Source organism: Skermanella stibiiresistens SB22 (assembly GCF_000576635.1).
GTDB lineage: Bacteria > Pseudomonadota > Alphaproteobacteria > Azospirillales > Azospirillaceae > Skermanella > Skermanella stibiiresistens.
On record NZ_AVFL01000011.1, the window covers coordinates 1 to 21,221 of the forward strand.

Genomic DNA, 21,221 nt, shown 5'->3' on the forward strand with positions numbered 1-21,221 from the left:
GGGTCGCGCCGAGGTCGAAGCCGCCGACGCGGCGCTGGCGGCCCGGCTGGTGCTGGCGCCTCGCGCGACGGCTCTGCCCGACCAGCCGCACGAGCAGGAACAGCCCGACCAGCCGGAGCCGCCACCACCTTCCGACGGCGACCCGGGACAGGACCAGGAGCGGGAGCTTGAGGATGTCGTGCTGGACGCCGCCCGCGCGGCGCTGCCCGACGACCTGCTGAAACGCCTTGGCGCCGCCGGCGGTCTCAGCCGGCATTCCGGCAAGGCCGCCCCCATCGCCCACCCCACCAGCGGGCGGCCCGCTGGCAGCCGACGCGGCTCGCCGCGATCGGGTGCCCGCCTCAACGTCATCGAAACCCTGCGCGCCGCGGCGCCCTGGCAGCGCCTCCGCGCCACGGGTGGCGCCGCGGCGGCGGGCCTGATCCAGGTCAGACCCGAGGATTTCCGGATCGCCCGGCTGAAGCGGCAGGGCCGCACCACCACCATCTTCGTCGTGGACGCCTCCGGATCGTCGGCCTTCCACCGGTTGGCGGAGGCCAAGGGCGCCGTGGAACTGCTGCTGGCCGACTGCTACGTCCGCCGCGACGAGGTGGCCTTGGTCAGCTTCCGGGGCAAGACCGCCGAGCTGCTGCTGCCTCCCACCCGCTCGCTGGTGCGGGCCAAGCGTTGCCTCGCCGCCTTGCCCGGCGGCGGGGGCACTCCCCTGGCGTCAGGCATCGACGCCGCCGCCGATTTGGCCGACGCGATCCGTCGCCGGGGTGGCACCCCAGCCCTGGTGTTGCTGACCGATGGCCGCGCCAATATCGGCAGGGATGGCGCCACCGGCCGAACCGCCGCCGAGAGCGACGCCCTGGTCTCCGCGCGCCGCGTCGCCGCGGCGGGGTTGCGGGCGTTGCTGGTCGACACCTCCGCCCATCCGGATCCGGCGGCGCGGCGGCTGGCCGACGGCATGCGGGCACCCTACCTGCCGCTGCCACGCGCCGACGCCGCCCTGATCTCGCGCGCCGTCCGCGCGGCCGCGCCGTCATCCTCCGCATGAGAAGGCCGGCATGAGAAGACCGGCTTGGGAGCGCGAGGGCCGGGGCTGGCCGAACCGGGAGGCGAGCGCCTTCGTCACCGCCTCCGGTCTCCGCTGGCACGTCCAAAGGATGGGGCGGGGGCCCGTGCTGCTCCTGCTCCATGGCACCGGAGCGGCCACCCATTCGTGGCGCGACGTGATGCCGTTGCTGGCCCGCGACTTCACCGTCATCGCCCCCGATCTGCCCGGTCACGGCTTCACCGATCCGCTGCCCAGCCACCGGCTGTCCTTGCCCGGCATGGCCCGTGCGGTCGCGGGCCTGCTCGACACGCTCCAGCTGTCGCCGGACCTAGCGGCCGGACATTCCGCCGGGGCGGCCGTCCTCGTCCGCATGGCGCTTGATCGCCTGATCGAGCCCCGCGCCATCGTCTCGTTCAATGGCGCGTTCCTGCCGTTCAAGGGGGCGGCCGGGCACCTTTTCGCGCCGCTCGCCCGTCTGCTGGTGCTCAACCCGCTGGCGCCGCGCCTGTTCTCCTGGCGTGCGGACGCCAAGGCGATCGACCGGCTGATCCGCAACACCGGCTCCGTGCCCGACCGGGCCGCGCTGGAGTTCTATGGCCGGCTGATCCGCTGTCCCGGCCATGTCTCCTCCGTGCTGCGCATGATGGCGAACTGGGATCTTCCCCCGCTCGCGCGCGATCTCCGCCGGCTGGGGCCGAAGCTCATCCTGGCGGCGGCGGCCGGCGACCTCGCCATCCCGTTCGAGCAGACGGAACGCCTCCGGGGCCTCCTGCCCAGCGCGATCGTCGAGCCGCTGGGCCGTCTCGGCCACCTCGCCCACGAGGAACGCCCCGATCTCGCCGCCGACCTGATCGCGCGTCATTCCAGCTAGGCGCTGTCCCCCAAACCTCTGGCGAGGCACGTTTTCATCCCCATGTTGTTGATCTCGCATGACGTTCGAGGAGAGCGCTCCGATGGGGCACGACAGCGGGTATCTTTCATGACGCGCCACCAGACATTGCCACCGGCGCTCGAGGGCGACCTGCGGGAAACCAACCGGCGGGCCGGACGGCTGGCTTATCAAGTGGCTGGAAACGGCCCGCCGATGCTGCTGATCCACAGCATCAACGCCGCCGCCTCCGCCTACGAGGTGCTGCCGATCTTCGACCGGATGAAGTCCAGTCATCGCGTCTACGTGGTGGAATTGCCGGGCTATGGCCATTCGGACCGTTCCGACCGTTCCTACGACATCCGCCTGTTCACCAACGCGATCCTGGACATGCTCGACGTGATCGCCGAGGACGCCGGTCCCGGCACGCCGGTCGACGCGCTGGCGCTGTCGCTGTCGGCCGAGTTCGTCGCCAGGGCCGCCGTGGAGCGGCCCGAGCGGTTCCGCACCCTGACGCTCGTCACGCCGACCGGCTTCAGCAAGGGCTCGACCAAGGCCCATGGCGGCATCCGGACCAAGGCGTCCCGCGAGGTGCCGGGCGTCTACCGCGCCATCAGCTTCCCGCTGTGGGGGCGGGGGCTCTACGACCTGCTGGTCAGCCGGCGCAGCATCCGGTACTTCCTGGAACGCACCTGGGGTTCCAAGAACATCGACGACGGCATGGTCGATTACGACTACCTGACGTCCCATCAGCCGGGCGCCCGTCACGCGCCGTTCGCCTTCCTGTCTGGCCGCCTGTTCAGCCGGGACATCCGCGATCTGTACGAGCGTCTGACCCTGCCGGTCTGGATGCCGCACGGCACGCGCGGCGATTTCAAGGACTTCAGCGGCGTCGACTTCATCGAGAACCGGCCCAACTGGCGCCGCCAGGCGTTCGACGCCGGCGCCCTGGTTCACTTCGAATGGCCGGACGACTTCGCGGCGTCCTACAGGGCCTTCCTGACGGAGATGGCGCGCCAGGAGGTCGCGGTTTGAAGCTCGCCTCCGTCCGGGAACTGAAGGCGGAGGTGTCCGCGGAAATCCTCGCCCCCTTGCTGAGGGAGGCGCGCGAGGCCCGCAGCTTCGGCTTGGCCGCCAGCCCGATGCGGCGCGCGGTCAAGCGGGATCGCGGCGTGGCGCTGGGCATCGCGCGGGGAGCAAGCCGCGACCAGTACAAGCTCGCGGTCCGCATCCAGCGCCGCACCTTCGAGGACGACGCGGAACTCCACCGGCGCCTGGAGGCGGCGACCCACCAGGAGATCGATATCCGCTATGTCGGGCGCATCGCCAAGCGGGCGGAAAAGGCCCCCGTCGTCCATGGTCCCCCTCCGCCCTGGTTCCGGCTGCGCCAGAGGCCGCTGCTGATCGGCTGTTCCGTGGCGCATCACGCCGTCACCGCCGGCAGCCTGGGCGGCTTCTTCCGCCAGCGTGGCACCGGCCAGCCGGTCCTGCTCAGCAACAACCACGTGCTAGCCAACGAGGATCAGGCGAAGGCCGGCGACGCCGTGCTCCAGCCCGGCGCCTTCGACGGCGGACGCCGCTTCAAGGATCGTATCGGCACGCTTTTGCAAGCGGTGCCGATGAGCGCCACCGAGCCCAACACGATGGACGCCGCCATCGCCGGTCTCGCCGAGGGCGTGCCGTTCGACCCGCGCACCGTCACCGGCTTCGGCCTGCTGCGGGGCGTGCGCGACCGGCCGATCGAACCCGGCGACGAGGTGGTCAAGCTCGGCCGCACCACCGGCCTGACGCGGGGCCGGGTCACCGCGATCGAGCTGGATGACGTCGTGGTGGATTACGACAAGGGCCAGATCAGCTTCGACCGCCAGATCGAGATCGAGGGAACCGGCACCGCCGCCTTCAGCAGCGGCGGCGACAGCGGCTCCCTGATCCTGGACGCCGAGGGCGATGCCTGCGCGCTGCTGTTCGCCGGCAGCGACCATGGCGGAAGCAACGGCAAGGGGGTGACCAACGCCAACGACCTGACGTTGGTGATGGAGGCCCTGAATTTGGAACTGGCGCTCGATGACTTGAATGCTTAGATTAAAAACATGTCGAATGTGTCGATAGATCAGGCGAGGCGCGTCAAACCAAAGGCGGGCGAATTGGCCCGCCGCTGCGGGACCGTGTCCGGCGTCGGCATCACCAAACTCGGCGACTCCTACGCGGTCAAGGTCAACCTGTGCGAACCGGTTCCCACCGCCTCGCTGCCCGACGCCATCGACGGCGTCACCGTCGTCTACGAAGTGATCGGTCGCACGGCGGCTCGGTAACTTCCCGCGTTGACACATGTCAACTTCATGTTACGCTTGATGCGTCATGAACAAGTTGACACCCTCCGCGACTCTCCCCCTGGACCGATCCAGCCCGCGCGCCGTCGTCATCGGCAGCGGCTTCGGTGGCTTGGCCGCCGCGATCCGCTTGGCCTGCCGGGGCTACAGGGTCACCGTGCTGGAACGGCTCGACGCGCCGGGCGGCCGGGCCTACGTGTATCGTCAGGACGGCTTCACCTTCGACGCCGGCCCTACCATCGTCACGGCGCCTTTCCTGCTGGAGGAGTTGTGGCGGATGTGCGGGCGGAGCATGGCCGAGGATGTCGAGCTCAGGCCGATCTCGCCATTCTACCGCATCCGGTTCGATGACGGGCGGGTGTTCGACTACTCCGGAGATGACGCCGCCATGCGGGCGGAGGTCGCCAAGTTCTCCGCCGCCGATGTCGCCGGATACGAACGGTTCCTGAAGGCCAGCGAGGCGCGTTACCGCATCGGGTTCGAGCGTCTGGGCGACGTGCCGTTCAACGACTGGACCGACATGGCGCGGGTGCTGCCCGATCTGGTCCGGCTGGCCGGCCACCGCTCCGTTTACGACCTGGTCCGCCGCCACGTACGCGACCCCCATCTTCGCGTCGCGTTCAGTTTCCATCCGCTGCTGGTGGGCGGCAATCCCTTCGCCACCACCTCGATCTACAGCCTGATCGCCTTCTTGGAGCGTCGCTGGGGCGTCCATTTCGCCATGGGCGGCACCGGCCAACTCGTGCGCGGACTGGTCGGCTTGATCGAGGGGCAGGGGGGCGAGGTCCGGTGCGGCGCCGAGGTGTCGAGGATCACCGTCGCCAATGGCAGGGCGACCGGGGTCAGGCTGGCGTCGGGCGAGGAGATCGCCGCCGACATCGTCGTCTCCAACGCCGACAGCGCCTGGACCTACCGCCACTTGATCGCACCCGAGGATCGCAAGCGCTGGACGGACCGGCGGATCGAGCGCGCCCGCTATTCCATGAGCCTGTTCGTCTGGTATTTCGGCACCCGCCGCCGTTACGAGGACGTGGCGCACCACACGATCCTGCTGGGGCCGCGCTACCGCGAACTGCTGGACGACATATTCCGGCGGAAGGTGCTGGCGCCCGACTTCAGCCTCTACCTGCACCGTCCGACCGCCACCGATCCCTCGCTGGCGCCCGACGGCCGCGACGCCTTCTACGTGCTGTCTCCCGTGCCCCATCTGGACAGCGGCACCGATTGGGCGACAACGGCGGAGACCTACCGACAAGCCATCGAACGCCATCTGGAGAAAACCTTGCTGCCCGGCTTGAAGGACCAGATCGTCACCTCGCGCGTCCTGACCCCCCAGGACTTCCACGACCGCCTGCTGTCGGTCAAGGGCGCCGCCTTCGGCCTGGAGCCGGTGCTGACCCAGAGCGCGTGGTTCCGCCCCCACAACAAGAGCGAGGATATCGACCGCCTGTATCTGGTCGGCGCCGGCACCCATCCCGGCGCTGGATTGCCCGGCGTGCTCTCCTCCGCCCGCGTGCTCGACAAGGTGGTGCCGCATGCCGCGGCCTTGGTCTGAACCAGTCTCCCCTTCAGCCGTCCCGGTCGCCACCGCGGCCGATTTCGCCGCTTGCCGCCTCGTGCTGCGCCGTGCCTCCCGCACCTTCCACGCGGCCTCGCTGCTGTTGCCGTCGCGGGTGCGCCAGCCGGCGTCGGCCCTCTACGCCTTCTGCCGCTTGGCCGACGACGCCGCCGATCTCGGCGGTGGGGACGCGGCGGCGCTCGATGGCATGCGGGAACGCCTCGATCTCGCGTACCGAGGCCAACCGTTCGATCACCCGGTCGACCGCGCCTTCGCCGACGTGGTCGACCGCTTCGCCATCCCCAAGACGCTGCCGGACGCGTTGTTCGAGGGGTTCGACTGGGACTTGGCCGGACGCCGCTACGGCGATCTGGCCGAGCTGAAATGCTACGCCGCCCGCGTGGCCGGCACGGTCGGCGCCATGATGGCGGCCTTGATGGGGGCGCGCGACGCCGACGTGGTTGGCCGCGCCTGCGATCTCGGCATGGCGATGCAACTGTCCAATATCGCCCGCGATGTCGGCGAGGACGCGCGCGCCGGTCGCCTTTACCTGCCGCTGGACTGGCTGCGGGAAGCCGGGATCGACCCCGACGCGTGGCTGGCCGCTCCCCGGTTCAGCCCGGCTTTGGGCGACGTGATCCGCCGGTTGCTGCGGGTGGCGGACGATCTGTACCGCCAAGCGGAGCGCGGCATCGGACAGTTGCCTTCCACCTGCCGCCCCGGCATCCACGCCGCCCGCCACCTCTACGCCGAGATCGGCCGCGAGGTCGAGCGCGCCGGGGGCGACAGCGTCACGCGCCGCGCCGTCGTTCCGGCAAAGCGCAAGGCCCTGCTGCTCGCCCGCGTCATGATGGGCGACGAGCAACAAGCTCGATCCCATTGGCCCGTCCGGACGGCGGGTGTCGAACAGAGCCGGTTCCTGGTCGACGCGGTCGCGGCCGCCGCCGTCCCGATCCAGCCCGCCGATCCCGTGGTCTGGCTACTCCTGCTGTTCGAGCGCCTGGAGCGGGGCCAGCGGCTGGCGCTGAAGCGCGATGCCTGACGGTTGGTTCGCGGTGGCGGAGATGCTGCTGGTGTTCGGCGGCGTGCTCGCCTTCGCGGTCTGGCAGATCGTGTCGGTCAACCGGGCATCGCGCGAGGATCGCCGCCGCCGCGACGAAGATAATCGGCAATGAAGGCCAGTCGCGGGAACCATGGACCCAAGGATCCGGTTCTCGAACGGTGTTGGTCAAACAAGGATTGGGAGAGTGACGATGGAAGACTCGGGCAGCGGCAACTATGTTTGGCTCTTGGCCGCGATGACGCTGATCATCGTGTTCGCCGTGGTGATCTATCAAGCCGTCCGCACCAAGCGGAAGCAGCAAAAACTGGGTGAGGACGGTCCCGGCAGCAGCGTGCGCATGCCGGGTGACGACCGCCGTCCCTGACCCCTTCCCGAAAGCCGCCCTGTCACCCCAGGCGCGGCATCCGGAACGGCAGCATCGCCTGCACCCATCCGGCGCGGAAGCGGTCGAGCGACAGGCTCTCATGGATCGCCGTCGCCGGTCTCGACCCGATATGGGTCGCGAGCACTGAGCGGGCGTAGAACGGCGCGTCCACCAGCGTCTCCGTCACCGTCACCGGCTGGCCCGGATCGGCGCGGGTTGGGCGGGGGATCCGCCACCACCGGCTGGCGGGCAGCGTCACCCGGGGAAGCGGTTCGAACGGTTCGACGGTCCCGTCCTGGCCGATCATCAGGGCCAGCGCCAAGTGCGACCCGACCCGGCGATCGACATTGTACAGGACGGCGCTGTCGCCGCCGAAGTCCGCCCGGCACCAATCCCATTGGCTGAAGGCATCCTCGAGCGCCTCGTCACCGGCGTTGGTGTCGAGGTACCCCGTGCCCGACCACCGCGTTCCGGGTTGATCCAAGGCCACCTCCACCCGGCACCGGGGCGAGATCGGCCACCACCGGTGCCGTCCCGCGTCGTCCAGCGCGAAGGCTCGCGGGGTGAGCGCCGGCGGATGGACCCGGATGGTTCCGCGCACCCGCGAGGGCACCGGCATGGTGGTCTCGTCCACCCGGATCGTCAGCGAGGTCCCATCCCAATTTAGCGAGCTTGGCCCGATCGTCAGCGACGAGGCGTCGCGCCGCGTCTTGCCCCGGCCGCGTTCCGTCATGCACCAGCGCGCGCCGCCGGCTCCCGTCAGCACGACGTTGACGGTGCAGTGGTTCAGCGGATCGCCTCGGCCCCGCCGTCTCGCCCAGGCGTAATAGGGCGAGAAGACGCTGCCGATGAAGGCGATCACCGTCAGTCCGTGGCGTCCGTCCTCGCTCAAGGCGTCGACATACCACCAGGCGTAGCCGTTTTGGGTGACGGGGCGGTCGAACCGGAGCGACGCGAACCCGTGAGCGGTGACGCCAAGCCCGGCGCCAAGTCGCGCGTCACCGCCTCCGCCGCCATCCGCCCGGAAAGGGCCACCATCGGCACTCCCGGCCCCGGATGGATGCCGCCCCCCGCCAGATAAAGTCCCGGTATCCGGCTGCGCGCCGTCGGGCGGCTGAACGATGTTTTCCAGCCGTGCGACGCCGGGCCGTAGAGCGCTCCTCCCGTCGCCGGAAACAGCCGGTTCCAGTCGCGCGGCGAAGCCGCCACCATCCTGTCCGGTCGGGTTGTCACGCGCAGGCCGCAGCGTTCCAGGATGCCGAATGTACGAGTCGCGCATTGGTCGATCTCCGTCGCGTCGAAGGGATGGGTGTCGCCGATGGCCGGCGCGTTGATCAGGCAAAAAAGCCGCTCCGGCCCGCCCGGTGCCGTCCCGTCATCGTCGCGGTCCTGGGCGCAGACATAGACGGTGGGCGAGCGCGGCGGTCTTGAACGGTCGAGGATGTCGGCGAATTCCGCCGCGTAGTCGTCGGAGAAGAAGACGGTGTGGCGCGCCAGCGGGAAACCCTCCGCCTCGGCCAGCAGGCTCCAGGTGATCGCCGACAGCGAGCGGGCGTTTGGATCGATCTTGGGCACCGCCCCGGCCGCCGTCCGCCCCAGCATCCCGGAAGCGAGCGCCGCCGGATCGGCGTTGACGACGACCGCGTCAGCCTCGATCCGCTCGCCGGATGCCAGCGTGACGCCGGAAGCCCTGCCGCCCGTCACCTCGACCGATCGAACCTCCGCGCCATACCGGAACACGGCGCCCCGTTCGGCGGCCAGACCGGCCAATGCCTCCGCCAGCCGCGCCATGCCGCCGTCCACCAGCCAGACGCCCTCCTGCTCGACATGGGCCACCAGCATCAGCGTGGCCGGCGCCAGGAAGGGGGACGAGCCGCAATATGTGGCGTAACGGCCGAACAGCTGGCGCAGCCTCGGATCCTTGAAATAGTCGCCCAGCGCCTTCCACAGCGTCTCGAACGGCCGGATGCGCCACAGATCGCCGAGCCCCCGCAGGCCGACCGCTCCGACCAGCCCGCCGACGCTGGGTTCGGCGCTGCGGATGAACGAGCTTTCCAGCGTGCGCCATGTCCGCGCCGCCTCCGCCTGGAAGCGGCGGAAGCCATCCGCCTCGCGGGCGCCGGCGAAGGCGCCGATCGCGTCGGCCGAGCGCTCGCGGTCGGCGAACAGGTCCAGCCGCGATCCATCGGTCCAGGCGTGGCGCGCCAGCACGCCGGCGGGTCTCAAGGTGACGTGGTGGTCCAGATCGGTGCCAGCCTCGGCGAAGATGTCGTCGAAGATCCGGCGCAGCGTGAACACCGTTGGTCCCGCGTCCAGCTTGGCGCCGCCGACCTCGATCTCCCGCATCTTGCCGCCGGGCCGGTCGGCGCGCTCCACCACGGTGACTCCGAGCCCCCGGTTCGCCAAGGACAGGGCCGCGGTCAGCCCCGCGATGCCGGCTCCCACCACGATGACGCGTTTCTGGCCCAACGCCGTTCCCTCCGCCTACCTCTTCGAGCCCCGTCAAAATGTCGTTGAACCCGACAATGATGAGTGTCAATGTTATATGACACTCAAGCGCGACAATCTACCTTTACAACAGGTTGACGGTACAACAAAGCGCGGGCGGGAGGTTGCCATGGATGTCGTGACGCGGATCGAACAAGCCCTTGATGGGGCCGTGAGGGAGGCGGAATCCTCCGGCGCTCCCCCCAGGCTGGCGGCGGCGATGCGCCACGCGGTCTTCCCCGGTGGGGCCCGCATCCGGCCCCGCCTGTGCCTGGCCGTCGCCAAGGCCTGCGGGACCGAGGACTACCCGACCGCCTTCGCGGCGGCGGCGGCGATCGAGCTGCTGCATTGCGCCTCGCTGGTCCACGACGATCTGCCCTGCTTCGACGACGCGGCGGTCCGGCGCGGCAAGCCCTCCGTCCACCGGGCGTTTGGCGAGCCGCTGGCGGTCCTGGCCGGGGACGCGTTGATCGTGCTGGCGTTCGAGACGCTGGCCCGCGGCGCCGTCGCCCAACTGCCAGCCCTCCTGCTCTGTGTCGGACGCTCGGTCGGCATGCCGTTCGGCATCGTGGCGGGTCAGGCGTGGGAGAGCGAGCCCCGGGTCGATCTCGCCCGCTATCACCGCGCAAAGACCGGCGCCCTGTTCGCGGCGGCCACCGTCGGCGGAGCCGCGGCGGCGGGCGTCGAGTCGGATTGCTGGCGCTCCCTTGGCGAGAAGCTGGGCGAGGCCTTCCAGGTCGCCGACGACATCCGCGACGTGGCCGGCGATCCCGACGATCTCGGCAAGCCGGTCGGACGCGACGCCGCCCTGAACCGCATGAGCGCCGCCCGCGAGCTTGGCATCGACGGCGCGCTGGACCGCTTGGACCTGCTGGTCGCCGAGGCGGCCGACTCGATCCCGCGCTGTCCCGGCGGCGCCGAACTCCGCACCCTGATCCGCCTGGAGGCGCAGCGGTTCCTGCCCAAGGAACTGGTGCGGGTGGCGGCATGAGGCCCACCGACATGCAACACGCACCCCCCCATTCATCCCACCATTCCACTCATCCCAGCGCGCATCACGGGACGCACGCCCGCAAGCTGTCGCGGGTCTGCGCGCCCCGCGTCGGGCTGGCCCAGATCGGCTTGGGGCTCCCCAGCGTCGATGAGATGGTCGACCGCTTCTGGTCCGTCCGTGACCGGCTCATGGCGAGCGCCAGTTTCCGCCGCTGGGCGGCCGCCTTCCCGCTGACCCGCCCGATCGCGCGCCGCCGCAGCCGCGACCTGTTCGACCTGTGCGCCGGCTTCGTCTATTCGCAGGTGCTGCTGGCCTGCGTCCGGCTTCGCCTGTTCGACATCTTGGCCGAACACTCGATGACGGCGCACGAACTGTCGCGGCGGCTTGGCATGGCGGAGGAAGCGACCGAGCGGCTGCTGCGCGCGGCGGTCTCGCTCCGGCTGCTGGCCCGGCGCGGCGACGACCGCTTCGGTCTCGGTCCCCTGGGCGCCGCCCTGGTCGGCAATCCCGGAGTCGCCGCGATGGTCGAGCATCACGCCATGCTCTACGACGACCTGCGCGATCCCGTGGCCTTGCTGCGGGGCGAGGGCAAGACGGCGCTGTCGTCCTACTGGCCCTATGCCGGAGCCGGTCATCCGTCCGACCTGACCGCTGGCGACGTGTCGTCCTACACCGCGCTGATGGCGGCGTCCCAGCCGCTGATCGCGGAGGAGGTGCTGGGGGCCTATCCCCTGAACCGGCACCGCCGGCTGATGGATGTCGGCGGCGGCGACGGCGCTTTCCTGGCGGCCGCGGCCGAGCGGGCTCCGGATCTGGAGGTCGTCCTGTTCGATCTGCCCGCCGTCGCGGAACGGGCGAAACTCCGCTTCCAGTCCGCGGGCCTTCAGGATCGCGCCACGGTGATCGGCGGCGACTTCCTGTCCAATCCGCTCCCCAAGGGGGCCGACGCGCTCTCCCTGGTCCGCGTGCTGCACGATCACGACGATTGCGAGGCGCTGACCATCCTGCGGGCGGCGCGTCAGGCGCTGGCTCCCGACGGGACGCTCCTGATCGCCGAGCCGATGGCCGAGGCTCCGGGGGCGCACCCGGTCGGGGACGCTTACTTCGGCTTCTACCTGCTCGCCATGGGACGCGGCCACGCGCGGACACCGCACGAGATCACCGATCTGCTCCAGCGCGCCGGCTTCAGCTCGGTCAGGCGTCACGCGACGGCCATGCCGCTGCTGACCGGTGTGATAACCGCAAGTCCCGCCAAGTCAGCGTAAGTTTTACTTGACGTTCAAAACTGTCAATATAAACTGACAGTAAGAATAAGGCACTGCGGTGCCATGACAATACCCTGCAATGGGAACCGGGATGGAAACGCTCGCAGTCGTGATCGACGAGCCCGAACGGCTCGCTCTGAGGACACTCGACCTGACTCCGCCAGAAGCTGGCGATGTCGTGGTCGAGACCTTGTGGAGCGGTATCAGCACCGGAACGGAGCGTCTCCTCTGGCTGGGCCAGATGCCGGCCTTTCCCGGGTTGGGTTATCCGCTGGTTCCCGGCTATGAAACGGTCGGCCGCGTCATCGCGGCGGGAGCCACTTCGGGCCGGCGGGAGGGTGATTTCGTCTTCGTCCCCGGGGCCCGCTGCTTCGGAGCGGTCAGGGGTTTGTTCGGCGGTGCCGCCGCCCAGCTCGTGGTGGCTGGCGACCGTGTCCTCCTGGTTGACGAAGGGTTGGGCGAGCAAGCCGTGCTGCTGGCCTTGGCGGCCACCGCCCACCATGTCCTCGACGTCGGAGGAACGCCCGACCTGATCGTCGGCCATGGCGTCCTGGGCCGCCTGCTGGCCCGTCTCGCCCTCGCCAAGGGCGCCGCGGCGCCGACCGTGTGGGAGCGACATCCGCTCCGCTCCGACGCGGGGGCGGGATACGCGGTGATCCACCCGGACGCCGATCCGCGCCGCGACTATCGCGCCATCTTCGATGCCAGCGGCGACGCGGGGTTGCTCGACACCCTGATCGGCCGGCTGGCGCGGGGCGGGGAGATCACCCTCGCCGGGTTCTACTCACAGCCGCTGTCCTTCACGTTTCCGCCCGCCTTCATGCGCGAGGCCCGCATCCGGGTCGCGGCGGAATGGACACCCGACGACCTGCCGGCGGTCAGGCGGCTGATCGAGGGCGGGCGCCTGTCGCTCGACGGCCTGATCACCCACCGCCTGGACGTCGCCCAGGCCGACGACGCCTATCGGACCGCCTTCGGCGATCCCGCCTGCCTCAAGATGATCCTGGATTGGAGACGCCGTTCATGACCGACACGACACTGCTGGACCGCCTGCGGACCGAGGCGTCGATCGAGCCCGACCCCGTCCCGACGGCGCCGCCCACCAAGGAGACGCAGATCATCGCGATCTACGGCAAGGGCGGCATCGGCAAGAGCTTCACCCTGGCGAACCTGTCCTACATGTTCGCCCAGCAAGGCAAGAAGATCCTGCTGATCGGCTGCGATCCCAAGAGCGACACGACATCCCTGCTGTTCGGTGGCCGGGCTTGTCCGACCATCCTGGAGACCTCGACCCGCAAGAAGCTGAGTGGCGAGCCCGTCGCTGTCGGCGATGTCTGCTTCAAGCGCGACGGCGTCTACGCGATGGAACTGGGCGGACCGGAGGTCGGCCGCGGCTGCGGCGGCCGGGGCATCATCCATGGCTTCGAGCTGCTGGAGAAGCTGGGGTTCCATGACTGGGGTTTCGACTACGTGCTGCTCGATTTCCTTGGTGACGTGGTGTGCGGCGGCTTCGGCCTGCCGATCGCCCGCGACATGTGCCAGAAGGTCATCGTGGTCGGCTCCAACGACCTGCAATCGCTCTACGTCGCCAACAACGTCTGCTCGGCGGTCGAGTATTTCCGCAAGATGGGCGGCAATGTCGGCGTCGCCGGCATGGTGATCAACAAGGACGACGGCACCGGCGAGGCGCGCGCCTTCGCGGAGGCGGTCGGCATCCAGGTGCTGGCCTCGATCCCCGCCGACGACGACATCCGCCGCAAGAGCGCCAATTACCAGATCGTCGGCCGGCCCGGTGACCGCTGGGGGCCCTTGTTCGAGGAACTGGCGCGCAATGTCGCCTGGGCGCCGCCGGAATGGCCGCGGCCCCTGACCCAGGATGGCTTGCTGGGACTGTTCAAGGGCGACGTGGTCGGACGTGGCGTCGTGCTGGAACCGGCGACGCTCGAGGACATGTGCGGCATCGCCGCCGCGGCCGCCAAACCGTCCCTCGAAGTGATCTACGACGATGTATGACGACACCGCACCCAGCTGCCATGGCGGCAAGGCGGAGCTTCGCCAAGCGGCCAAGGCGGCCGGCCTCACCGAGACGATCGAGCGCTACGCCGCCGATTATCCGATGGGACCGCACGACCAGCCGCAAAGCATGTGCCCGGCCTTCGGCTCCCTGCGGGTGGGGCTCCGGATGCGGCGCACCGCCACCATCCTGTCGGGCTCGGCCTGCTGCGTCTATGGCCTGACCTTCACCTCGCACTTCTACGGAGCCCGGCGCACCGTCGGCTACGTCCCGTTCAACTCCGAGTCATTGGTCACCGGCAAGCTGTTCGAGGACATCCGCGAGGCGGTGTTCAAGCTGGCCGATCCCGCCCTGTACGACGCGGTGGTGATCATCAACCTGTGCGTCCCGACGGCGTCCGGCGTGCCCCTGCGCCTGCTGCCGAAGGAGATCGACGGCGTCCGGATCATCGGGATCGACGTGCCGGGCTTCGGTGTCCCGACCCACGCCGAGGCCAAGGACGTGCTGGCCGGCGCCATGCTGGCCTATGCCCGGCGCGAGGCCGAGCAGGGACCCGTCCAAGCGCCGCGCGCCGGCCGGTCGGAGCGTCCAGCCGTTGCCCTGCTGGGGGAGATGTTCCCGGCCGATCCCGTCGGCATCGCCATGATGCTGGAGCCGATGGGCCTGGCGGCGGGCCCCGTGGTGCCGACCCGCGAATGGCGCGAGCTTTACTCGGCACTCGCGTGCCCGGTGGCCGCCGCGATCCATCCGTTCTACACCGCCTCGATCCGCGAGTTCGAGGCGGCGGGCCGCGCCATCGTCGGCTCCGCCCCGGTCGGCCATGACGGCACGGCCGATTGGCTGGATGCGATCGGCGCCGCCTTCGCGGTGCCGCGCGCCGGGATCGACGCCGCCAAGGCCAAGGTCCTGCCGGCGATCCGGGGCGCCTTGGAGCGCGCGCCCGTCAAGGGCCGGATCACCCTGTCCGGCTACGAGGGCTCCGAATTGCTCGTGGCGCGCCTGCTGGTCGAAAGCGGCGCCGATGTCCGCTATGTCGGAACCGCCTGTCCCAGGACGCGCTGGTCGGAGGCCGACCGCGACTGGCTGCAGGCGCGCGGCGTCATGGTCCAGTACAGGGCCTCGCTGGAACACGATCTGGCGGCCCTCAAGGAGTTCCGGCCCGACCTCGCGATCGGCACGACCCCGATCGTGCAGCGCGCCAAGGAGATGGCGATCCCGGCGCTCTACTTCACCAACCTGATCTCCGCCCGCCCGCTGATGGGCATCGCCGGCGCCGGGGCGCTGGCCCAGGTGGTAAACGCCGCCCTGTCGAACACGGCGCGCTTCGACGAGATGCGGGACTTCTTCGATCCCGGCCCAGCCCAGTCCCTCGCAGATCAGGCCATTGGGGAGCGCGCGGCATGCTGATCCTCGACCACGATCGCGCCGGTGGTTACTGGGGCGCCGTCTACGCCTTCACCGCGATCAGGGGATTGCAGGTGATCATCGACGGCCCCGTCGGCTGCGAGAACCTGCCGGTGACGGCCGTCCTGCACTACACCGACGCGCTGCCGCCACACGAGTTGCCGATCGTGGTGACCGGCCTGGCCGAGGAGGAGTTGGGCCGTCACGGCACCGAGGGCGCCATGAAGCGCGCCCACGCCACCCTCGACCCCAAGCGCCCCAGCGTCGTCGTCACCGGCTCGATCGCCGAGATGATCGGCGGGGGAGTGACGCCCGAGGGCACCGGCATCCAGCGCTTCCTGCCGCGCACCATCGACGAGGACCAATGGCAGAGCGCCGACCGCGCGCTCAACTGGCTGTGGACCGAGTTCGGTCCCAAGCGCGGCGTCATGCCGAAGCGGAAGCCCCGCGCCGCCGGCGACAAGCCGCGCGTCAACATCATCGGGCCGATGTACGGCACCTTCAACATGTGGTCCGACCTGGCCGAGATCCGCCGGCTGGTGGAAGGCATCGGGGCCGAGATCAACCTGACCTTCCCGCTCGGCAGCCACCTGGACGACGTGACCAAGCTGGCCCAGGCCGACGCCAACGTCTGCCTGTACCGCGAGTTCGGCCGTCTTCTGTGCGAGACGCTGGATCGGCCCTATCTCCAGGCGCCGATCGGCCTGCACTCGACCACCCGCTTCCTCCGCTCGCTCGGCGAAATCCTGGAGCTGGACCCCGAGCCATTCATCGAGCGGGAGAAGCTGACCACCATCAAGCCGGTCTGGGACCTGTGGCGCTCGGTCACCCAGGACTTCTTCGGCACCGCCAGCTTCGCGATCGTCGCCAACGACACCTACGCCCGGGGCGTCCGGCATTTCCTGGAGGAGGAGCTGGGACTGCCCTGCACCTTCTCGGTGTCGCGCCGCGCCGGAGCCAAGACCGACAACGAGGCCGTCCGCGAGATGGTCCGGACCCGCACGCCGCTGATCCTGTTCGGCAGCTACAACGAGCGCATGTACCTGGCCGAGATCGGGGGCAGGGCGGTGTTCGTCCCGGCATCCTTCCCCGGCGCCATCATCCGCCGCCACACCGGCACCCCGTTCATGGGCTACGCCGGGGCGACCTGGCTGGTGCAGGAGGTCTGCAACGCCCTGTTCGACGCGCTCTTCCACATCCTGCCGCTGGCGACCGAGATGGACAAGGTCGAGGCGACACCCGCTAGGCTGGAGCCCGAACTGCCCTGGGACGACGAGGCCAAGGCCGACCTCGACCAGATCGTCGAGGCGCAACCGGTCCTGATCCGGATCTCCGCCGCCAAGCGCCTGCGCGACGCCGCCGAGCGGCATGTCCGCCGGCTGGGCGACGCCCGCGTCACGGCGGCCCACGTCGCCGAGGCGGCGCTGGACGAGCGGATCTCCGGGCAGCCCGAAACCAACTTTTCCCATTCCCCTCAGCGGGAACCCGAATTCGCCGGCGCGCATGACGTCCGGCGACCGCCGCGCGGTCCTCGCGCTGTATAGGCCGAACGGCTTTCATAAGGAGGTACATGAATGTCTGACACCATGAATGAGGGTCGGCGCACGCCCAGCGATAGGGGAACGCCCGACGTTTCCCTATCGGGGCTCACCGACCCCGAGGCCAGGGAGTTCCACAAGATCTTCATGCAGAGCTTCGCCATCTTCGTCGGCGTGGCGTTGCTGGCCCACATCCTCGTCTGGCTGTGGCGTCCCTGGCTGCCGGGTCCGCAGGGCTACTCGTCCCTGATGGACGGCACGTTGCGCGACGGCGTGACGGTTGCCCTCGAGTCCTTCAAGAGCTTTGTCGCATAGGAGGTTGGCATGTGGCGCGTATGGCTTCTTTTCGATCCGCGCAGGACGCTGATCGCCTTGTTCACGTTCCTGTTCGCCCTGGCTTTGCTGATCCACTTCATCCTGCTCAGCACTGACAGGTTCAACTGGCTGGAAGGCCCAAGCTCCGCCCGCGTCGGAGCGATGAGCCAGCAGATGGCCCCCCTTCCCGCGGCCAAATGACCGCATCGGGAGCTTTGCGCGGCGGGTGAGGCCGGGTTGGAACCCGGCTCCACCCGCCGCGGGTGGGGCTCGCGTTTCCTGACCTGGGGGATCCGACCATGGCCATGCTGAATTTCGAGAAAAAATACCGCGTTCGGGGCGGGACGCTGATCGGGGGCGATCTCTTCGACTTCTGGGTCGGGCCGTTCTATGTCGGCTTCTTCGGTGTCACGACGATCTTCTTTTCGTTCCTAGGAACGGCCCTGATCCTCTACGGCGCCGCCATCGGGCCGACCTGGAACGTCTGGCAGATCAACATAGCGCCCCCCGACCTGAAATACGGCCTGGGCGCCGCACCGCTCAAGGAAGGCGGATTGTGGCAGCTGATCACGATCTGCGCGCTGGGAGCCTTCATCTCGTGGGCGATCCGGCAGGTCGAGATATCCCGCAAGCTGGGCATGGGCCTCCACGTGCCCGTCGCCTTCAGCTTCGCGATCTTCGCCTACATCTCGCTGGTCGTGATCCGGCCGGTCCTGCTCGGCGGCTGGGGGCACGCCTTCCCCTACGGCATCCTCAGCCATCTGGATTGGGTGTCGAACGTCGGCTACCAATACCTGCACTTCCACTACAACCCGGCGCACATGCTGGCCGTGAGCTTCTTCTTCACGACCACCTTCGCGCTGTCGCTCCACGGCTCCCTGGTGCTGGCGGCGGCCAACCCTCCCCACGGCGAGCGCGTCAAGACGGCCGAGCACGAGAACACCTTCTTCCGCGACACCATCGGCTGGTCGATCGGCACGCTCGGCATCCACCGGCTCGGCCTGTTCCTGGCGCTCAACGCCGGGTTCTGGAGCGCGGTGTGCATCATCATCAGTGGCCCCTTCTGGACCCGTGGCTGGCCGGAATGGTGGAGCTGGTGGCTCGACCTGCCGATCTGGCGCTAAGGAGGCCGCGATGGCGGAATATCAGAACATCTTCACCCAAGTTCAGGTCCGAGGGCCCGCCTATGCCGGCGTGCCCCTGACGCGCGGACCCTGGGTCCGCGCCTGGAAACCCAAATTCGTCCACCTGCTCGGCCGCATCGGCGACGCGCAGGTCGGGCCGGTCTACCTGGGTTGGACGGGACTGGCGTCGCTGCTGTGCGGCTTCATCGCGTTCGAGATCATCGGCCTCAACATGTGGGCCTCCGTCAACTGGGACCCGGTCCAATTCCTACGGCAGCTGCCGTGGCTGGCGCTGGAACCGCCGGCGCCCGGCTATGGCTTGCGGATACCGCCGCTCAACGAGGGCGGCTGGTGGATCATCACCGGCTTCTTCCTGACCACCTCGATCATGCTGTGGTGGCTGCGCACATATCAAAGGGCGCGGGCGCTCGGCATGGGCACACACGTCTCCTGGGCCTTCGCGGCGGCGATCTGGCTGTACCTGGTGCTGGGCCTTATCCGTCCGGTGCTGATGGGAAGCTGGGGAGAGGCGGTGCCGTTCGGGATCTTTCCCCATCTGGATTGGACGGCGGCGTTCTCGATCCGCTACGGCAACCTGTTCTACAACCCGTTCCACATGCTCTCGATCGTCTTCCTCTATGGATCGACGCTGCTGTTCGCGATGCACGGCGCCACCGTCCTGGCGATCAGCCGGTTCGGCGGCGAGCGCGAGGTCGAGCAGATCACCGACCGCGGCACGGCGTTCGAGCGTGGCGCCCTGTTCTGGCGCTGGACCATGGGCTTCAACGCGACGGCGGAATCGATCCACCGCTGGGCGTGGTGGTTCGCGGTGCTCTGCCCCCTGACCGGTGGCATCGGCATCCTGCTGACCGGCACCGTGGTCGACAATTGGTACCTGTGGGGCGTCAAGCACGGCTTGGCTCCGATGTATCCGCAGGTCTTCCCGGTCGTGCCCGATCCCGCACTCCTGCCAGGGAGGCCATGATGGGAAAGATGACCCACCGGGAGGCTTTCTGGGACCTGATCCTCCGGATCGGATTGGTGGCGGCCGCGGTGTTCGGCGTTGGCATGCTGTTCACCATCGAATACCCGCCGGTCGAGACGATCCAGCGCGGTTTCCGCGGTGTTGGCTTGGTCCAGAACTACCATCCCGACACCGTGGAGGCTCAACTCGCCGCCAACCAGGTGCCCGAGGCGATCGAGCCGGCCGACCCCGACAGCGGGCCCGCGACGGAGGTCTATCAGAACGTCCAGGTCTTGGGCGACCTGACGGACGCGCAGTTCATCCGGGTGATGACCGCCATGACGGAATGGGTGTCTCCGGAACAGGGCTGCACCTATTGCCACGCCGAGGGCGAGGAGTTGTCGTCGGACAGCCTCTACACCAAGGTGGTCGCCCGCCGCATGCTCCAGATGACCCGGGACATCAACACCAACTGGCAACCCCACGTCGCCCAGACGGGAGTCACCTGCTACACCTGCCACCGCGGCCAGCCGGTTCCCGCCAACATCTGGTTCACCGATCCGGGCCGTCCGCACACGGCGGGTCTGCTCGGCAATCCCGCCGGCCAGAACGGTCCCGCTCCCGCCGCCGGTCTGGCGTCGCTGCCATCCGATCCACTGACGCCCTTCCTGATGGGCGGCGGCAAGGACGCCGGCATTCGGGTCAATTCCGACACGGCGCTGCCGTCCGGCAACCGCCAATCGATCAAGCAGGCGGAATGGACCTACAGCCTGATGGTCAACATGTCGGATTCGCTGGGCGTCAACTGCACCTACTGCCACAACAGCCGCTCCTTCCGCGACTGGGAGCAAAGCTCCCCGACCCGGGCCTCGGCGTGGCACGGCATCCAGATGGTCCGCGACCTCAACGCCAGCTACCTGGAACCCTTGCAATCCGTCTTCCCGCCGCACCGCCTGGGCGCGCTGGGCGACGTCGCCAAGGTTAACTGCTCCACCTGCCACGCCGGCGTCTTCAAGCCCCTGTTCGGCGTCAGCATGCTGAAGGACTATCCCGAACTGGCGAAAGCCGGCGGCGTGACCGGCGTCCCGGTCGACCCGGCCCCCGCGGCGGTCCCCGAACCCGGCCCCGCCCAAACTCCGGGCGCCGCGCAACCGCCCGGATCGGGCCAACCGGCCCAGTGATGTTCGGCTGCGGAGGGTAGTGTAAGGGCCGGAGTCTCGGACTCCGGCCCAAACCATTTTCAGTCAGTTGATCGACGAACACAGGTCCGTCCGACTGAAGTCATCGCCCTTGAACACGAGGCTGGCGCCGCGGACCTTCGCCAGCGCATAGGAGAAGCAGTCGCCATAGTTCAGGCCAGCCGGATGGCGGCCCTTGCCGTATCGACGCCAAGCGGCCCTGGCCATTTCCGCCTGTTCCTGATCCACCGGCACGATTTCGATGCCCGCACGGTAGATGAACAGGTCCAACTCCCGCCCTCCAGCCTCGCCCTTGCGGGTTTCGATCACCATGGAGGCTTCGAGCAGGCTCGCGGCGGACATCAGGCGAGGCGATCCGCCCGCGATCGTATCGGCCAACAGCGCCGCTTCAGGTTCCTTCAGCAGAATGGCGATGACGGCCGAGGTGTCGATGACCATCAGCCCGGCAATCCGTGTTCGTCATAACCAAGGATCTCTTCGGCACTTCTGGCGTCCAGATCGGGTAGGGCGCTGCAACGATCACCGATAGCCAGCATCTCAGCCGCCAGCCTACGGCCCGACTTATCGCGTTGAACCCGCTGAAGCCGCTCTTCGGCAGCCTTTCGGACGGCGGTCGTGACACCTTCACCCGTGACGGCCGCAAGCTCGCGGACGATCTTCTCGGTGTTTGGATCCTTGATGTTCAACGGCATTCC

At 68.9% G+C, this 21,221-nt stretch carries 24 protein-coding genes; 20 read left to right on the top strand and 4 right to left on the bottom strand.

What is annotated here, in order from left to right; all coding sequences use genetic code 11:
* The 9 genes from N825_RS15890 to N825_RS38930 form a co-directional block, all read left to right on the top strand.
* Positions 1-1,039 (top strand): VWA domain-containing protein (locus tag N825_RS15890; protein ID WP_037453827.1); only part of this gene is annotated, 1,039 nt, incomplete at its 5' end.
* Between the two features lie 10 nt (positions 1,040-1,049).
* The gene (gene bchO, locus N825_RS15895) at positions 1,050-1,910 is read left to right on the top strand and encodes an alpha/beta fold hydrolase BchO (protein ID WP_037453830.1); all 861 of its coding nucleotides are present in this window, start codon (positions 1,050-1,052) and stop codon (positions 1,908-1,910) included.
* 108 nt (positions 1,911-2,018) lie between these two features.
* Positions 2,019-2,942: an alpha/beta fold hydrolase gene (locus N825_RS15900; RefSeq protein WP_037453833.1), complete on the top strand. Its 924-nt coding sequence runs from the start codon at positions 2,019-2,021 to the stop codon at positions 2,940-2,942.
* Positions 2,939-3,988 carry a Nal1-like putative serine protease gene (locus tag N825_RS15905; protein ID WP_051512438.1) on the top strand — a complete coding sequence of 350 codons (1,050 nt, stop codon included), beginning with the start codon at positions 2,939-2,941 and terminating at the stop codon, positions 3,986-3,988. Before N825_RS15900 ends, N825_RS15905 begins: the two co-directional genes overlap by 4 nt.
* Positions 3,989-3,997: 9 nt before the next feature.
* Complete coding sequence (locus N825_RS15910) at positions 3,998-4,219, top strand: hypothetical protein (protein WP_037453834.1); 222 nt, start codon at positions 3,998-4,000, stop codon at positions 4,217-4,219.
* Between the two features lie 46 nt (positions 4,220-4,265).
* Positions 4,266-5,792, top strand: a complete 1,527-nt coding sequence (locus tag N825_RS15915) for a phytoene desaturase (protein WP_037453838.1) — start codon at positions 4,266-4,268, stop codon at positions 5,790-5,792.
* The gene (locus N825_RS15920; protein WP_037453840.1) at positions 5,773-6,837 is read left to right on the top strand and encodes a phytoene/squalene synthase family protein; all 1,065 of its coding nucleotides are present in this window, start codon (positions 5,773-5,775) and stop codon (positions 6,835-6,837) included. The genes N825_RS15915 and N825_RS15920 overlap by 20 nt, the downstream gene beginning before the upstream one ends.
* On the top strand, positions 6,830-6,970 hold the full coding sequence (locus N825_RS39780) for a hypothetical protein (RefSeq protein WP_198038352.1): 141 nt from the start codon (positions 6,830-6,832) through the stop codon (positions 6,968-6,970). The genes N825_RS15920 and N825_RS39780 overlap by 8 nt, the downstream gene beginning before the upstream one ends.
* A gap of 72 nt (positions 6,971-7,042) precedes the next feature.
* Complete coding sequence (locus tag N825_RS38930; RefSeq protein ID WP_157619275.1) at positions 7,043-7,222, top strand: hypothetical protein; 180 nt, start codon at positions 7,043-7,045, stop codon at positions 7,220-7,222.
* Between the two features lie 22 nt (positions 7,223-7,244).
* Here the strand turns inward: N825_RS38930 and N825_RS15925 are convergent, their stop codons facing one another.
* Complete coding sequence (locus N825_RS15925; protein ID WP_037453842.1) at positions 7,245-8,114, bottom strand: carotenoid 1,2-hydratase; 870 nt, start codon at positions 8,112-8,114, stop codon at positions 7,245-7,247.
* Positions 8,111-9,691, bottom strand: a complete 1,581-nt coding sequence (gene crtD, locus N825_RS15930; RefSeq protein WP_063833837.1) for a 1-hydroxycarotenoid 3,4-desaturase CrtD — start codon at positions 9,689-9,691, stop codon at positions 8,111-8,113. Before crtD ends, N825_RS15925 begins: the two co-directional genes overlap by 4 nt.
* A 148-nt stretch (positions 9,692-9,839) precedes the next feature.
* On the opposite strand from crtD, the gene N825_RS15935 reads away from it, so the two are divergent.
* The 11 genes from N825_RS15935 (at position 9,840) to pufC (ending at position 20,508) form a co-directional block, all read left to right on the top strand.
* Positions 9,840-10,700, top strand: coding sequence for a polyprenyl synthetase family protein (locus tag N825_RS15935; RefSeq protein WP_037453844.1), 861 nt, complete (start codon positions 9,840-9,842; stop codon positions 10,698-10,700).
* An 11-nt stretch (positions 10,701-10,711) separates the two neighbouring features.
* Positions 10,712-11,968, top strand: coding sequence for an acetylserotonin O-methyltransferase (locus N825_RS15940; protein WP_245613135.1), 1,257 nt, complete (start codon positions 10,712-10,714; stop codon positions 11,966-11,968).
* Between the two features lie 91 nt (positions 11,969-12,059).
* Positions 12,060-12,995, top strand: coding sequence for a chlorophyll synthesis pathway protein BchC (gene bchC, locus N825_RS15945; protein ID WP_037454148.1), 936 nt, complete (start codon positions 12,060-12,062; stop codon positions 12,993-12,995).
* The gene (locus N825_RS15950) at positions 12,992-13,981 is read left to right on the top strand and encodes a chlorophyllide a reductase iron protein subunit X (protein ID WP_037454152.1); all 990 of its coding nucleotides are present in this window, start codon (positions 12,992-12,994) and stop codon (positions 13,979-13,981) included. The genes bchC and N825_RS15950 overlap by 4 nt, the downstream gene beginning before the upstream one ends.
* Positions 13,974-15,389, top strand: coding sequence for a chlorophyllide a reductase subunit Y (gene bchY / locus N825_RS15955; RefSeq protein WP_051512439.1), 1,416 nt, complete (start codon positions 13,974-13,976; stop codon positions 15,387-15,389). Before N825_RS15950 ends, bchY begins: the two co-directional genes overlap by 8 nt.
* Positions 15,383-16,930: a chlorophyllide a reductase subunit Z gene (gene bchZ / locus N825_RS15960; RefSeq protein ID WP_084164777.1), complete on the top strand. Its 1,548-nt coding sequence runs from the start codon at positions 15,383-15,385 to the stop codon at positions 16,928-16,930. Before bchY ends, bchZ begins: the two co-directional genes overlap by 7 nt.
* Before the next feature lie 30 nt (positions 16,931-16,960).
* Entirely contained in the window at positions 16,961-17,239 is a 279-nt protein-coding gene (gene pufB, locus N825_RS15965) for a light-harvesting antenna LH1, beta subunit (RefSeq protein ID WP_342666025.1), read from the top strand.
* A gap of 9 nt (positions 17,240-17,248) precedes the next feature.
* The gene (gene pufA, locus N825_RS15970; protein ID WP_037453847.1) at positions 17,249-17,440 is read left to right on the top strand and encodes a light-harvesting antenna LH1, alpha subunit; all 192 of its coding nucleotides are present in this window, start codon (positions 17,249-17,251) and stop codon (positions 17,438-17,440) included.
* A 98-nt stretch (positions 17,441-17,538) separates the two neighbouring features.
* Positions 17,539-18,363 (top strand): photosynthetic reaction center subunit L, encoded by an 825-nt coding sequence (gene pufL / locus N825_RS15975; protein WP_037453849.1) that lies wholly within the window; start codon positions 17,539-17,541, stop codon positions 18,361-18,363.
* 10 nt (positions 18,364-18,373) lie between these two features.
* Complete coding sequence (gene pufM / locus N825_RS15980; protein ID WP_037453850.1) at positions 18,374-19,348, top strand: photosynthetic reaction center subunit M; 975 nt, start codon at positions 18,374-18,376, stop codon at positions 19,346-19,348.
* Positions 19,345-20,508 carry a photosynthetic reaction center cytochrome PufC gene (gene pufC / locus N825_RS15985; RefSeq protein WP_245613136.1) on the top strand — a complete coding sequence of 388 codons (1,164 nt, stop codon included), beginning with the start codon at positions 19,345-19,347 and terminating at the stop codon, positions 20,506-20,508. Before pufM ends, pufC begins: the two co-directional genes overlap by 4 nt.
* 63 nt (positions 20,509-20,571) lie before the next feature.
* Here pufC and N825_RS15990 read toward each other — a convergent pair whose 3' ends face one another.
* Both N825_RS15990 and N825_RS15995 read right to left on the bottom strand, forming a co-directional pair.
* Positions 20,572-20,964 (bottom strand): type II toxin-antitoxin system VapC family toxin, encoded by a 393-nt coding sequence (locus N825_RS15990; RefSeq protein WP_037453851.1) that lies wholly within the window; start codon positions 20,962-20,964, stop codon positions 20,572-20,574.
* Positions 20,964-21,218 (bottom strand): type II toxin-antitoxin system VapB family antitoxin, encoded by a 255-nt coding sequence (locus N825_RS15995; protein ID WP_037453855.1) that lies wholly within the window; start codon positions 21,216-21,218, stop codon positions 20,964-20,966. The genes N825_RS15990 and N825_RS15995 overlap by 1 nt, the downstream gene beginning before the upstream one ends.
* Between the last annotated feature and the right edge of the window lie 3 nt (positions 21,219-21,221).